This is a genomic window from Sorangium sp. So ce321, assembly GCF_051530195.1.
GTDB lineage: Bacteria > Myxococcota_A > Polyangia > Polyangiales > Polyangiaceae > Sorangium.
This window is the reverse complement of record NZ_CP150329.1, coordinates 10,082,698-10,096,534: the sequence shown is the minus strand read 5'-3', so window position 1 is coordinate 10,096,534 and position 13,837 is coordinate 10,082,698. Positions and strand designations below refer to the sequence as shown.

Annotated in this window: 10 protein-coding genes; 8 read left to right on the top strand and 2 right to left on the bottom strand. The window is 74.6% G+C overall.

Annotated features, from left to right (window positions below; translation table 11 throughout):
- Nucleotides 1–208 precede the first annotated feature (208 nt).
- The 3 genes from WME89_RS37265 to WME89_RS37255 all read left to right on the top strand — a co-directional run bounded on the left by WME89_RS37265 (nucleotide 209) and on the right by WME89_RS37255 (nucleotide 3,931).
- Complete coding sequence (locus WME89_RS37265) at nucleotides 209–1,150, top strand: homocysteine S-methyltransferase family protein (RefSeq protein WP_438004367.1); 942 nt, start codon at nucleotides 209–211, stop codon at nucleotides 1,148–1,150.
- Between the two features lie 72 nt (nucleotides 1,151–1,222).
- Complete coding sequence (locus tag WME89_RS37260; RefSeq protein ID WP_438004366.1) at nucleotides 1,223–2,554, top strand: glutamate--cysteine ligase; 1,332 nt, start codon at nucleotides 1,223–1,225, stop codon at nucleotides 2,552–2,554.
- Between the two features lie 63 nt (nucleotides 2,555–2,617).
- Entirely contained in the window at nucleotides 2,618–3,931 is a 1,314-nt protein-coding gene (locus tag WME89_RS37255) for a hemolysin family protein (RefSeq protein WP_438004365.1), read from the top strand.
- A 1,805-nt stretch (nucleotides 3,932–5,736) separates the two neighbouring features.
- Here the strand turns inward: WME89_RS37255 and WME89_RS37250 are convergent.
- Nucleotides 5,737–7,665, bottom strand: a complete 1,929-nt coding sequence (locus WME89_RS37250) for a HEAT repeat domain-containing protein (RefSeq protein WP_438004364.1) — start codon at nucleotides 7,663–7,665, stop codon at nucleotides 5,737–5,739.
- Nucleotides 7,666–7,850: 185 nt separating this feature from the next.
- Here WME89_RS37250 and WME89_RS37245 point away from each other — a divergent pair, with 185 nt between their 5' ends.
- The 5 genes from WME89_RS37245 (at nucleotide 7,851) to WME89_RS37225 (ending at nucleotide 13,292) form a co-directional block, all read left to right on the top strand.
- Nucleotides 7,851–8,822, top strand: a complete 972-nt coding sequence (locus tag WME89_RS37245; RefSeq protein ID WP_438004363.1) for an XdhC family protein — start codon at nucleotides 7,851–7,853, stop codon at nucleotides 8,820–8,822.
- Nucleotides 8,819–9,454, top strand: coding sequence for an NTP transferase domain-containing protein (locus WME89_RS37240; RefSeq protein WP_438004362.1), 636 nt, complete (start codon nucleotides 8,819–8,821; stop codon nucleotides 9,452–9,454). Before WME89_RS37245 ends, WME89_RS37240 begins: the two co-directional genes overlap by 4 nt.
- A gap of 111 nt (nucleotides 9,455–9,565) precedes the next feature.
- Nucleotides 9,566–11,905, top strand: a complete 2,340-nt coding sequence (locus tag WME89_RS37235) for a xanthine dehydrogenase family protein molybdopterin-binding subunit (RefSeq protein ID WP_438004361.1) — start codon at nucleotides 9,566–9,568, stop codon at nucleotides 11,903–11,905.
- The gene (locus WME89_RS37230) at nucleotides 11,902–12,384 is read left to right on the top strand and encodes a (2Fe-2S)-binding protein (RefSeq protein ID WP_438004360.1); all 483 of its coding nucleotides are present in this window, start codon (nucleotides 11,902–11,904) and stop codon (nucleotides 12,382–12,384) included. The genes WME89_RS37235 and WME89_RS37230 overlap by 4 nt, the downstream gene beginning before the upstream one ends.
- Entirely contained in the window at nucleotides 12,381–13,292 is a 912-nt protein-coding gene (locus tag WME89_RS37225) for an FAD binding domain-containing protein (protein WP_438004359.1), read from the top strand. The genes WME89_RS37230 and WME89_RS37225 overlap by 4 nt, the downstream gene beginning before the upstream one ends.
- On the opposite strand, the gene WME89_RS37220 is transcribed toward WME89_RS37225, so the two are convergent.
- Nucleotides 13,293–13,490: a hypothetical protein gene (locus WME89_RS37220; protein ID WP_437500728.1), complete on the bottom strand. Its 198-nt coding sequence runs from the start codon at nucleotides 13,488–13,490 to the stop codon at nucleotides 13,293–13,295.
- Nucleotides 13,491–13,837 lie beyond the last annotated feature (347 nt).

Sequence of the window (13,837 nt, the reverse complement as noted above, 5' to 3'; positions counted from 1 at the left end):
GGAGGCCTCATGACCGCTGATCCCCCGTTCCGCCCCTGGTTCGCGCCCAGCGCGGGCGAGCGCCCGTCAGGTTGCCCCCGACCGCGCTGCGTGGATCGCTGTGCTCCAGCCCGCCGGTCTGCACCATTTCGCGACGCGGAAGGGCCGTCTTGGGCTAGTTTCCCCTTATAGACCGGTGGTAGAGGAGCCCTGGAAAGCAGCGAAGGACGTGAACGCGCTCGAGGCCTCCACCTCTCGGCCTCCGGTAGGTCGTCCGCTCATTATCAGCGGCGATCCGCTCGCTTCTCTCCGCTACCGGGGCGCCGCGGTCTCCTCCAACACCGCGCTCGGCCGGCTGCTCCGCGAGTCGCCCAGGGCGATCGCAGAGCTGCACGAGCAGGAGATCGCGCTGGGGATCGACGTGGTCCGGGCGCTCACGTCCGCGACGACGACGCGCGCCCTGGCGCCCATCGGCATGGCGTTCCGCGCCGCCGCGCTGACAGGGACCGCGGTCGAGCTCGCGACCGAGGCGGCGGGCGCGGCCACGCGACGCGTGGCGGTGGCCGGTATCCTGGGCCACACTGCTGCCGCGCCCATGGCCGACCGGATTGCGGAAGATTACGCGGTCCATGCGGCCAGGCTCGCGGCGGCCGGCTGCGAGATCCTCGTCGCATGCGGCTTCGATGCAGCCCAGGCCGCGTGCGTCTCCCCCGCGGTCGCGCGGCTCGCGCGCCGCGCGGCGGTGGTCAGCGCCAGCACGACGCAGCTGGCGACGTGGGCGCTCGTGGAGCTCGACGGCGTCGGGCGCACCGCTGACGGCGAGGGCTTCGAGGAGGTCGCCCGAGGGGCGCTCGACAGCGGCGCGGACGCGTTGCTCTTCGAGGTCTCGTCGCTCGACCTCGGGCTCAACGTCCTCCGTCGCCTCGAGGGCGTCGCCCACGAGGCGCAGGTCGGCGTGCTGCTCAGCGCCGAACCCGCGTCAGCGGACGGGTCCGATCGCCTCGCGTCCGCCGAGGCGTGCGACGCCTGGGCCGCCTCCGCGGTGCGGCTCATCGAGGCGGGCGCGCGAATGCTTGGGGGAGGGACGGGGACAACGCTGGCGCACCTCGGTGCGCTCGCGAAGATGCTCCGAACGACGCAGCGCGCGCCCCTGCTTAGGCGCGCGCTCTAGGCGAGAACGAAACAAACCGGAAACGTGATGATGGCCGATGCAAGCCACGCGAGCGAGTCGAAGTCTCAACCGTTGAAGACGTTCGACGATCTGCTGTTTCCCTTCCACGAAGCCATCAAGCCCGAGTCGCTTCACCGGATCGGCGCCGAGGCGGAGAAGTTCGGGGTCGACGCAAGAACAGGCGCCGCCATCCCGTACGAGGGCGAGAGGAGCGTGCTGTCCGTGCTCCAGGCGCTCGTCGAGCGGCACGGCTGGACGCCCGAGCACGAGACGCCGGGCGGTCCGCTGATCGCGCTCCTCCGGGCCGGCGCCTCGGTGACGCTGGAGCCGGGCGGGCAGCTCGAGCTGTCCGGGGCGCCCCTCGATAGCATCCACCAGATCTGTTTGGAGATGAGCGGGCACCTCGCGGAGCTGCGCGACATCTCCGCCGAGCTCAACTTCGCCTGGCTCGGCATCGGGTTCCACCCCTTCGCGTCGCAGGCCGAGCTCTCCTGGGTGCCCAAGTCCCGCTACGCGGTCATGCGGCGCTACCTGCCGACGCGCGGCGCGTACGGCCTCGACATGATGCGCCGCACCGCGACCGTGCAGGCGAACTTCGACTACGCCAGCGAGGAGGCGGCGATGCGCGCGCTCCGCGTGTCGCTCCGCCTCTCGCCCCTCGTGACGGCCATCTTCGCGAACTCCCCGTTCTACGAGGGGGCGATGTTCGGCGGGCGGAGCTACCGCGCCAGGGTCTGGCTCGACGTCGACCCGTCGCGGCAGGGGCTGCTCCGCAACGTGCTCGAGCGCGGCCGCCGCTTCTCGGACTACGTGGCGTGGGCGGTCGACGCGCCGATGTTCCTCATCAAGCGCGACGGCGCGGTGATCGAGAACACGGGGCAGACGTTCCGCGACTTCCTCGAGCACGGCTTCGAGGGGCACCGGGCCACCCGCGCCGACTGGGAGATGCACCTCAACACCCTCTTCCCGGAGGTCCGGCTGAAGCGGACCATCGAGGTCCGCGGCGCGGACTCGCTGCCCGCCAACCTGGTCTGCGCGCTCCCGGCCCTGTGGACGGGGATCCTCTACGACGCGCGCGCGCTCGACGAGGCGGACGCCCTGTCCGAGAGCTTCAGGTTCGACGAGCTCGAGGCCGTGCGCCCGATGATCGCCGAGCGCGCGCTCCGCGCCACGTTCCGCGGCAAGCCGCTCGCGGCGCTCGCCGAGCAGCTCGTCTCCATCGCCTCGGGCGGCCTCGAGCGCCGCGCGCGCCTGAACAAGAACGGCAAGGACGAGCGCGTCCACCTCGGTCGGCTCAGCGCGCTCATCGCCAAGGGGCAATCCCCGGCCGACGCGCTCGTGGAGGGGCTCAGCAACGACGACCCGGAGCTGCGAAGCAAGATCCTCGAGCGTGCGAGGATCTGAGCGCGCCTTGTCGCCGAAGAGGCGCGGGGGGGCTGGCGCACCGGGCAGAGGACGTCGACCGGCATGACGTTTGTTTATCTCCTAGGCACCGCGCTGCTGGTGCTGTTGAACGCGTTCTTCGTCGCTTCCGAGTTCGCCATCGTCAAGATGCGGCCGACGCGGCTGGAGCAGCTCGTGCGCGAGGGGGACGCGCGCGCGCGGCTCGCCCTCCAGATGTCGCAGCGGCTCGACGAGTACCTCTCCGCCAACCAGCTGGGCATCACGCTCGCGTCCCTCGGGCTCGGCTGGATCGGCGAGCCGGCCATCGCCCACCTGATCGAGCCGATGCTCGCGCCGCTCGACGCCTGGTCGGGGATCGGCGCGCACGCCATCGCCGTGGGCATCGCGTTCATCCTGATCACGTCGCTCCACACCGTGATCGGCGAGCTCGCGCCGAAGTCGCTCGCGATCCAGCGGACGGAGAAGGTCACGCTCTGGGCGGCGCGGCCGCTGCACGGGTTCTTCGTCGTGATGTGGCCGGTGATCTGGGCGCTCAACTCGATGGCGAACGGGTTCGTCCGGCTCTTCGGGCTCCGGCCGGTCGGCGAGGCGGAGATCGCGCACACCTCGGAGGAGCTCCGGCTGCTCCTCACCAAGAGCCCCGCGGGGCTCGATCCGGCGCTGCGCAGCATGCTCGTGCGCATCTTCGACCTGCGACGGCGCACGGCGAGGCACGTGATGTCGCTCCGCTCCGACGCGGCGACCCTGCGCGCGAACATGACGATCGACGAGGCGGTGCGGATCGTGGCCGACGCGGGGTACTCCCGGTACCCGGTGCTCGACGAGCAGGGCAAGAACGTGCTCGGCTACCTGCACCTGCGCGACCTGTTCGACGTCCTGAGCCACCGCCGCCGCGCGACGCGCGTGGCCGAGCTGCTCCGCAAGCCCATCATCGCGCGCGAGAACACCTCGGTCGAGCGCCTCCGCCTCGAGATGCAGGCGCGCCAGGTGCCGGTGGCGATCATCACCTCGGCCTCGGGCGAGTTCATCGGGCTCGTCACGATGGAGGACCTCATCGAGGAGATCGTCGGCGAGATCCGCGACGAGAACGACGAGGAGGTGCCGCCGATCCACCGCCGCGGCGGCGGCATCGTCGACGTCGACGGCCGCGTGCTGCTCGCGGACCTGGAGCGCGACGCCCATATCGTGCTGCTGCCCGAGGTGAAGACCGTCGAGACGGTCGGCGGCTACATGCTCGGCCGGCTCGAGCACCCGCCCGAGGCAGGGGAGCGCGTGGAGTGCGAGGGGTACACGCTCGTGGCGATGGACGTCGCCGGCCGGAGGGTACGCCGCGTCCGCATCGTCCCGACCGAGGGCGCCGGGGGCGAGCGGTCGTGACGCGCGCCTCCCCCCTCGCCGCGGATCGGCGGAGCTGCGCCGTCCGTCAGGGGCGCCGCCCCGGGGCGCTCGCGGCGAGGCGCGTCCCCGGGATTTGGTCGTCCGGGGTGCGAACTGCACGCGGATCCAGGTACAAACTTCGGCGGACCGGTACTACGCTGGCTTCGTAAGTGGAAACGCTTGCAACTCGGATCTTGCGCGATGGCCCGCTGAACGAGCTCGACGCCGTCGGCTGGGCCATCCGTCTCGCGAAGAGGATCGAGGCGCTGCACGCGCTCGGCGTCGCGCATGGCGCCATCTCGCCCGAGTGCGTGCTCACGGCCGCGGTCGATCGCACGTCGAAGGCCATCCTGGCCGATCTGCGCCAGACGCCGAGCCGCATCGCCTACCAGTCGCCCGAGCGCGTCGCCGGCGGGACGCTCTCGCCCGGCGACGACGTGTGGGCCATCGCGGCGACGCTCTACGAGGTGCTGACCGGCACGAGCGCCTTCGGCGGCGGGAGCGACGCGGAGACGCGGCAGCGGATCGCGAGCGCGTCGCCGGCGCCGCTCGCCGTGTTCGACGTCGGCGACGACGACCTCCAGCGGGTCCTCGACGACGCGTTCCAGCGCGATCGCTCCGCCCGCACCACGAACGCCGCCGCCTTCCGGCGCGCCCTCGAGGAGTGGCACCCCGATCCCGCGGCGCGCACGCTGCTCCCGCTCGACGACGAGGACTCGACCAGCGACGAGGACGACGACGAGGTGCGCACGCTGATGCGCGTGGCGCCGCTGAGCTCCGCCCAGCTCGATCAGATCATCGCGCAGCGCGCGGCCGCAGTCGCGGCGGGGCAGCCGCCGCCGCCCGTGCCGCCCGAGCGCCCGCTGCCTCCGGCGGCGTACTCCGGCGCGTCGGCCCCGAGGTTGGGCGCCGCCCCGAGCCCCAAGGCAGCCCCGGCCGCCCCCGCCGCGCGAGACCGCGCGCCGGTGCCGCGCGGGCGCGTTCCGGGGATGGGGGCGGTCCCGCTGACCCAGTCGTTCGGCGACGACCGCGAAGGGAACGCCATGACCGTCATGCGGGAAGGTTCGCCCCTGGACCACCACGGTGGTACCGGGGCGGCGGTCCCGGCGCCGCCGCGCTTCGGCGGAACCGCGTCCGTCGCGCACCGCGTGGGCGGCGCCGCGCGGCCCGGAGCGGGCGCGGCGTCGCCGGCCGGCGGCCCGCGCGAGCAGCCCGCCGTCGGGGTGCCGGCGTCGCCGTTCGTCGCGCGCGAGCGCCCGGGCGCGGAGCGCGACGCGCCGGCGGGACGGCCTCGCCAGAGCGACGCCATGCCGTTCCTCGGCGACATCGACGACGACATCCACGACGAGCCCACGCTGGATGCGCCCACGGTCGTCGATGACGAGGACGACGAGGACGACGTGCCGACGCGCGCGCGGGAGGCGCCGGTCACGCCCCCCGTGCCGCATCCGATCACGGCGGTGGCGCCCTACAGCGCGCCGCAGGGGCTCGCCGAGGGGACGTCGAGAGGCCGCGCTCCCGCAGCGCCGCTCGAGCGAGCGGCCGGGGCGCCTGCGGTGACCGCGCCTGGCAACGCCGACGCGGGGAGCGGCCGCGTGCTCGGTCCGAGCTCCGCGGCCGTGGGAGCGCTCGGTCCGTCGCAGCAGGCCTCTCCGCCCCCGAAGAGCGCCGTCGCCGCATCGCCGAGCGCCGTCGCCGCATCGCCGAGCGCCGTCGCCGCATCGCCGAGCGCCGTCGTTGCATCGCCGAGCGCCGTCGTTGCATCGCCGAGCGCCGCTCCAGCGCAGCGGGCGGCGGTGCAGAGCTCAGCCGCGCCGGCGTCGCCCCTCGGGCTGCCCGACAGCAGCAGCTTTGCCGCCGACGATGCGCCGCCCGACCGCTCGGGGCGGCTCGGGATCATCATCGCGGTGGTGGTGGCGATCCTCCTGGCGGTGGGGGCGATGCTGTTCGCCGCGCAGCTCGGGCTGCTGGGGGCCGCGCCCGCCGCGCCCGCCGCGCCCGGCGTCGGGGCGGTCGGCGCCGTCCCCGCGCCGACGGTCGCCGCGGTCGCCCAGCGCCTGCGGCCGGGTCGCTGCCTTGTGGAAGCTCTGGATCTGGGCGTCGAAGCCGCCCATGTCCACGCGCTGGAGCGCCTCGGGCCTGAGGCCTGAGCGCTGCGCGACCGCCTCGGTCCGCTCGGGGAACGGCGAGATCCACACGAGCCGACCGCCCGGCGCGAGCGCGCTCGCGGCGCCCTCGACGAAGCGATCGAGCATGGCATCGAGATCTCCCGTGCGCTCGACGCGCCTCCCGAGGGGCGGGTTCGTCAGGATCAGCGTGGGAGCGTCGCCCGGGGGCGGCGCGCCGCACGCGTCGCGCTGAAGGAGCTCCGCGCCGCGCGCGCCCGCGGCGTCGAGGTTCTCCCGCGCGATCTGCAAGGCGCGTGGGTCGCGATCCGAGCCCACGAGCCGCCGGTACGGCCCGAGCAGGGCGCGCTCGCAGAGCTCCAGGCCCGAGCCGACGAACGGATCCCAGACGACGTCGTCGGCGCGCACCCCCGCGATGCGCGCGAGCGCCGCCGCGATCGTCGGGTGCGACGCCGCGGGCACGTCGCCCCGGCGGTACGCGAACCGCGGGTCGGGCAGGCGCGGCGCGAGCTCGACGCGGACGCGGCCAGCGCCCTCGTAGATGACCACGTCCCAGGTGCTCTGGGTCGGATCGTTCACGAGCTCCGGGGCCTCGGCCTCCACCGCCGCCGCCACGCGGAAGACCGCCGCCCGGCGCTTGCCGCCGCCGGCCCAGTCGATGCGGTAGCGGATCGCGCCGACGGTGAAGCGGCGCAGGATCTCGCGCGACTCCCGCGAGGCCAGCCGCTCCGCGACGGCCGCGGCGAGGTCTGTGCCGGCGTCGAGCTTCCGCAGCGGCAGCGGGAGCGCGAACGACAGCATCGTGCGCGCCCCGAACAGGACGTCGAGGCGGCCGCTCAGCATCGCCTCGACGCGCGTGCCGCCGCAGGGATCGCTCCGGAGCTCGGGGACGAGCGCCCCGCCGGGGGAGCCCTTGTCCAGCGCCGCGAGCTCCTCGGCGAGGACCGCCTCGAGCCCGCGCCGGCACCGCACCGCCACGCGGACAGGGCGCTCCGCCGCGCGATCGCCGGCGATCTCGGACGGCTCGCCGCGCGACAGGGTTCGCCTCGCCAGGAGCTCGGCGCGCGCGCGCACGCCGGCGACGTCCTCGTCGCCGCCGAGCTCGGCGAGCACGTCGAGCGCGGCGCCGCCGCCGACCTTGCCGAGCGCGTCGATCAGCGCGCGGCGGACGTCGGGCGAGCCCTCGCCGCGCGCCGCCTCGGCGAGCGCCTGCTCGACCAGCGGCCGCCCCGGATCGGCCGCGGGCAGCTTGCCGAGCGCCACCGCCGCCATGCGGCGCGTGCGGCGATCGTCGTCGCGGAGGCAGGCGATCAGGTGGCCGCGCGCCTGCTCGGCGACAGCGGGATCGAGCGGCGCGGCGGCCATCAGCTTGCCGACGAGCCGGGTGAGCGGCGCGCGCAGCGACGGCGCCGCGCCGGCCGCGCGCTCGAGGGCGGCGGGCAGCGCGGCCGCGCCCGCGCGGCGCAGCGCCCGCTCGGCCAGCTCCGCGGGCTCGCCGGCCGTCTCGAGCAGATCCATCAGGGCGGCGAAGTGACGGCGGCCCGGCGTGAAGCCCGGATCGGAGAGGGCGCGCTGGAGGTCGGGATCGGGCGTGGCGGGGGGGCTCATCGGGTCGGGGATCTCCGCGTTTTCATGGGGATCCCGGCGGGCGCAGCCGGCCGGGATCCAGGACACCTGCGCCGGTCGCCGCGCGCGCTCGACTTTCGCGACAAGCGCAGCGTTCCGGCAAGCTCTTTCAGCGCCGGGCCTCTTGGCGCTCTCGTTTTCGGTGCCCGGGTCGCTAGAGTTCCATCATGCCGGATCTGAGCCAGGTCATCCCGCGGACGGCCTCGCCGCACGACGTGCTGCGCGCCGCGCTCGGCGCGCTCGAGGCCGGGCGGCGCGTGGTGCTCGCGTCCGTGGTGGCGCGGCACGGCTCGGCGCCGTCGACGCCGGGGCAGAAGCTCTGCCTGTTCGATGACCTCACCGCGATCGGCACGATCGGCGGCGGCGCCGTCGAGCGGGCGGCGCTCGGGATGATGGGGCGCGCGCTCGACGAGCTCGTCAGCACGCCGAAGCTCGAGACGTTCCGCCTGGGCCCGAGCCTGGGCATGTGCTGCGGCGGCTCGGTCGAGATCCTCATCGAGCCGATGCTGCCCGCCGCGCACGTCCTCGTGATCGGCGCCGGGCACGTGGGCGCGTTCGCGGCGCCCCTGCTCGCCTCGCTGGGCTTCCGGGTCACCCTGTGCGACGCGCGCGCCGCGGCCGCCGACCCCGCGCGGGTGCAGCTGCCCGCGCCGCTCGCTGGCGCGCTGCCCGCGCCGCTCGCTGGCGCGCTGCCCGCGCCGCTCGCTGGCGCGCAGGAGGAGCCCGGGCCGGCGCTCGGCGAGCAGGTGCGGGTCGTGCTTGCCGACCACGACGATCCCGAGGTGACGGCGGACATGCCGAGGGACCTCGGCGAGGCGGCGGCGCTCGTCATGACGCACGATCACGGGCTCGACCAGGCGGCGATCGAGTGGGCGCTCGCGCGGGGCTTCGGCTACGTGGGCGGGGTCGGGAGCCGCGCGAAGGCGGCGCGCACGCGCGCGCGGCTCGAGGCGAAAGGGGTGGCGGAGCGCGACGTCGCCCGGGTCAGGATGCCGGTCGGCGTCGACATCGGCGCGCGCACGCCCGCCGAGATCAGCGTCGCCCTCGCCGCGGAGCTGGTCGCCTGGCGCGCGGGGCGGCGGCGCGCGCGGTGGATGCCGGCCGCCTCCGCGCCGGCGGGGGAGGAGCAGGCTGAATGAAGGTGATCACGATCGTCCTCGCCGCGGGCGCGGGCAAGCGGCTCGGGGGACCGAAGGCGCTGCTGGCCTGGCCCGCGGCGACGAAGGGAGGGGCGGAGCGGCCGCTGGCGATCGCGCACGCGGAGGCGCGCCTGGAGGCCGAGAGCGCGCGGGTGCTCGTGGTGGTGCGCAGCTCCGTCTTCCATGCGCTGCTGGCCCACGTGCGGCCTGGTGTCGACCTGGTCTCGTGGACTGCGCCGGACGACCTCGGTCCGGCCGGCTCGCTGGCCGTCGCCGCGCCGCGCATCGGCGACGCCGACGCCGTCGTCGTGACGCCCGTCGACGTGCCCCCCGCGAGCGCCGCCACGGTGGCGCGGCTGCTCGCCCGCCTCGACGCGGGCGCCTCCTCCGCGGCGCCGCCGCTCGCGGTGCGGCCGCGTCACCTCGGCCGCGGCGGCCACCCGGTGGTGCTGCGCGCCGAGGCGCTGCAGCGCTACCTCGAGGCGGATCCACCGCCGCTCCGGGACCACCTGAGGGCGCTCGGCGACAGGTGCGTGGACGAGGAGGTGGACGATCCGGGGGTGCTGCACGACCTGAACGTCCCGGTCGACGTGATCCGCGTGCTCGGCGGGCCGCCCCGCTTCCTGGCCTGAAGGCCGGCGGGGATCGCCGGCTCCGCGCGCCGCGCCCATCGCATGGCGCGGCGCGCCCGGGTCGACGTGGCCCGGGGGACGGGGCTATCGTCAACAAGGAGGAGCACACGAATGGCGACGAGCCCTCCAGCTTCAGCGAGCGCCGTGGGGATCAGCGTGCCCCGCACCGACGGCCCCCCCAAGGTGACGGGGGCGTCGCGCTACGTCGACGACATCCCGGCGATGCCGGGGGAGATCTTCGGGCGCACCGTGCGGAGCCCCGTGCCGCGCGGGATCCTCCGGGGCGTGCGGTTCGACCCCGCGTTCGACTGGAGCGACGTCACGGTGGTGCTCGCCGAGGACGTCCCGGTCAACGTCGTCGCGCTGATCCTGGACGATCAGCCGATCCTCGGCACCGGCAAGGTGAACCACGCTTACGAGCCGATCGCCCTGCTCGGCTGCGCGGATCGGCTGAAGCTCGCGCGGGCGGTCCAGGCCGTCACGCTCGACATCGATCCGCTGCCGCCGGTGCTCGACGCGCGCGACGCGCTGGAGGGCAAGGAGATCATCTGGGGGACCGACAACGTCCTCAAGCGGTACCTCATCACGAAGGGGCGCGCCGACGTCGAGCAGGAGCGCGCCGAGGCCGCCATCGACGCGGCGCTCGCGCGTTGCGACGTGGTCGTCACCGGGACGTACGCCTCGCACCACCAGGAGCAGCTCTACATCGAGCCGCAGGGGGTCATCGCCTGGTGGGACGAGGCGGGCGCGCACGCGACGGGCTCGATCCAGTGCCCGTTCTACGTGCACAAGGCGTTCCTGAAGGCGTTCGGGCTCCCGCCCGACCAGATCCACGTCACCCAGTCGGTGACCGGGGGCGGCTTCGGGGGCAAGGAGGAGTACCCGTCGATCATCGCGCTCCACGCGGCGCTCCTCGCGAAGAAGAGCGGCCGCCCGGTGCGGATGATCTACGACCGGACGGAGGACATCGAGGCGACGACGAAGCGCCACCCGGCGTTCTGCGAGATCACGAGCGGCTGCGATCGCGACGGGACGCTCCGCGCCCTGAAGACCCGGATCCTCATGGACGGCGGCGCGTACGCGACGCTGACGCAGGTGGTCCTGTCGCGCGGCGCCCTCCACGCGGCGGGCGCCTACCGCTGGGACGACGTCTGGATCGAGGCGACCGCGGTGGCGACGAGCACGCCGCCGAACGGCGCCTTCCGCGGCTTCGGCGCGCCGCAGACGATCTGGGCGATCGAGCGGCACCTCGACCGCGTCGCGCGGGAGCTCGGCTGCGATCCGCTCGACGTGAAGGCGAAGAACGTGCTGCGCCCCGGCGACGCGACCGCGACGGGTCAGGTGCTCCGCGCGAGCGTCGCGGGCGAGGAGTGCATCGCGAAGGCGATCGCGGCGAGCGGCTACCGGCAGAAGCGCGCGGCCGGGCCCGTCGTGCGAGGGCGCGTGGCGCGCGGGGTCGGGCTGTCCGTGTTCATGCACGGCGCGGGCTTCACCGGGTCGGGCGAGCGTTACTACAAGGGCAAGGTCGCGCTGGATCTCGTGCCCGGCGGGCGGCTCCGTATCCGCACGGCGTCGACCGACATCGGCCAGGGGACGGAGACGGTGTTCCGGCAGATCGCCGCGTCCGCGGCGGGGCTGCCGATCGATCGGATCGATTTCGCGGTGCCGTGCACGACGACCGTGCCCGACTCGGGGCCCACCGTGGCGTCGCGCACGGTGATGGTGGTCGGCTCGATCCTCGAGGTCGCGGCGCGCGAGCTCTCGGGCCGCGTGCGCGAGGAGCAGGAGGCGGCGCGGCAGCAGGGCGCCGCGCACGAGGGGCAGGAAGGCGCGGCGCCGGCGCTGACGTTCGAGGAGGCGGCGGACAGGCTGCTCGCCCGCGAGGGGCAGGTGACGTCGCTGAAGCAGTACGAGCCGCCGGGCTACGTGCGCTGGGACGACGAGGCGTACAAGGGGGACGCGTACCCTTGCTTCGGCTGGGCGTGCGACGTGGCCGAGGTCGAGGTCGACCTCGACACCTTCGAGGTGACGGTCGTCGACTTCTGGTCGGCCACCGACGTGGGCAAGGCGATCCACCCGGTGATGTGCAAGGGGCAGATCGAGGGCGGCAGCCTGCAGGCGATCGGCTGGGCGCTCTCCGAGGAGATCGTCTGGCAGGGCGGCAAGATCAGGAACCCGCGGATGACCAACTACATCATCCCGACGTCGCTCGACGCGCCGCCGTTCCACGTCGTCCTGGTCGAGGAGCCCTTCCCGTTCGGTCCGGGCGGTGGGGCCAAGGGCATCGGCGAGATGCCGATGGACGGCGGCGCGCCGGCCATCGCCGCGGCCGTGGAGCACGCGACGGGGATCGCCGCGCGCGCGCTGCCGCTCACGCCGGAGCGCCTGTTCGAGGCGGCGCGCGGCGCCGCAGCGCCGCGGCAGGCGGCGGGGGGAGGGGATCACTCATGAAGGTATCGCTCGTCGTCAACGGCTCGCCGCGCGAGGTCGACCTGCCGCCGCTCTCCCGGCTGCTCGACGCGCTCCGGGGGCCGCTCGGGCTCACGGGCACGAAGGAGGGGTGCGCCGAGGGCGAGTGCGGCGCGTGCACGGTGCTGATCGACGGCGACCCCGTGAACGCCTGCCTCGTCGCGATCGGGCAGTGCGATGGGCGGCACGTGACCACGGTCGAGGGGCTCGCCGGCGCCGGCCACCTGTCGCCGCTCCAGCGCTGCTTCATCGAGGAGGGCGGCGCGCAGTGCGGGATCTGCACGCCCGGCATGCTCCTCGCCGCCGAGGCGCTGCTCGTGCGCAACCCGGCGCCGTCGGAGCTCGACGTGCGCGAGGCGCTCGCGGGCAACCTGTGCCGCTGCACGGGCTACCAGCGCATCGTCGAGAGCGTCCGCTCCGCCGCGGCGCTGCGCCGCGGCGGGGGAGGGGGGGCGCCGTGAGCATCGCCGATCTCCGCCTGTTCGAGATGCGGCGCGTGACCGGGCTCGGCCCGCTGTGCGAGCTCGTGGCGGAGCAGGCCGCGCTCGGCGCGCCGGTCGCGCTGCTGGCCGGCGGCACCGACTGGGTCGTCGAGCAGGAGCTCAGGCCTCCGCTCGAGCTCCCGGCGGGCGCCGGGGCGGCGGCGCCGCCGCTCGTCGTCGACGTGTCGCGGCTCGCGGATCTGCGCGGCGTCTCGCTCTCCGGCGACACGCTGCGGGTGGGCGCCGCGACGACGTACCTGGAGATGCGCCGGAGCGACGTGGTCCTGGAGCGGGCGCCGCTCCTCGCCCGGATGAGCCGCGACGTGGGCGCGGTGCAGATCCAGGCGCGCGGCACGCTCGGCGGCAACCTCGCCACGGCGTCGCCGGCCGCCGACGGCGTCGCCGCGCTGGCCGCCTACGACGCGACCGTCGTGGTGCAGAGCGTCCGCGGGGAGCGGCGCATCCCGATGAGCTCCCTGCAGACGGGGTACAAGCGCACGGCGCGCGCGCCGGACGAGGTGATCGTGGCGGTGGAGATCGCGCTGCCGGAGCCCGGGTCGCCCTGGTACTGGCGGAAGATCGGCGCGCGGCGGGCGCAGGCGATCTCGAAGGTCGCGCTCGCGGGCGTGGCCGAGGTGCGGTCCGGGCGGCTCGCGCGGCTCGGGCTCGGGATGGCGTCGGTCGCGCCCACGACGGCGCTCCTGCCGAGCGTGCGCGCGCTCTGCCTCTCGCGCCCCCTCGCCGAGCTCACCCCGGCGGAGGTGGACGCGGCGGTAGCGCAGGACATCGCGCCCATCGACGACGTGCGCTCGACGCGGGCCTACCGGGAGCACTGCGCGCGCGGGGTGGTGCGAGAGCTCCTCCGGCAGCTCGGCGCGCCGGTCTGATCACTCCATCCAGTCGAGCTGCGCTACCTCGAGGCGGCGGCTGCGCCCGCCCGGGCGCGTCGGCCGCTCGCGCAACGGCAGCGCGGGCGGAGGGTCGATGTCGTGGCAGCGAGCGCACTGCCGCGGGGTGTTGGTCCCGGCCTGAAATATGGTGATGCTGCTGCAAGCAGGGCAGATCATGCCGATGTCGTGGTTCATGAGCACTCCTCGACGGCGAACGCTCCGGGGCGGCCCGAGCGGCGGGAAGATGCGCTGGACGGGCGACGCACCGGCGACGGCTCCGCAACATCGCGTGAACGCGTGCTCCCCACCGCCCCCTACCCCGGGGTCTACTTGGTCTTGCCTTTCAGTCCATGCGGACACGTGACAGTCGCGGCCTGAAACGCTGCACCCGCCGAGGGTGCGGTGCAGTGAGCTTCCTGTGTTTGTAATATAAAACACATTTAATGCCGCTACGTACCCCCCTCGCCGGCTCGCCTCGTGGTTCGGTCTCCGGAGCATGTCCGAGCCCGATCAGCCGGCCAGCGAGGGGCCGAGCTCGCCAT

Bases quoted from the DNA above. Each gene is read 5' to 3' on its own strand.
- WME89_RS37255 (WP_438004365.1), top strand. From the start codon at position 2,618: ATGACGTTTGTTTATCTCCTAGGCACCGCGCTGCTGGTGCTGTTGAAC.
- WME89_RS37235 (WP_438004361.1), top strand. From the start codon at position 9,566: ATGGCGACGAGCCCTCCAGCTTCAGCGAGCGCCGTGGGGATCAGCGTG.
- WME89_RS37220 (WP_437500728.1), bottom strand. From the start codon at position 13,490: ATGAACCACGACATCGGCATGATCTGCCCTGCTTGCAGCAGCATCACC.
- WME89_RS37230 (WP_438004360.1), top strand. From the start codon at position 11,902: ATGAAGGTATCGCTCGTCGTCAACGGCTCGCCGCGCGAGGTCGACCTG.
- WME89_RS37245 (WP_438004363.1), top strand. From the start codon at position 7,851: ATGCCGGATCTGAGCCAGGTCATCCCGCGGACGGCCTCGCCGCACGAC.
- WME89_RS37250 (WP_438004364.1), bottom strand. From the start codon at position 7,665: ATGAGCCCCCCCGCCACGCCCGATCCCGACCTCCAGCGCGCCCTCTCC.
- WME89_RS37240 (WP_438004362.1), top strand. From the start codon at position 8,819: ATGAAGGTGATCACGATCGTCCTCGCCGCGGGCGCGGGCAAGCGGCTC.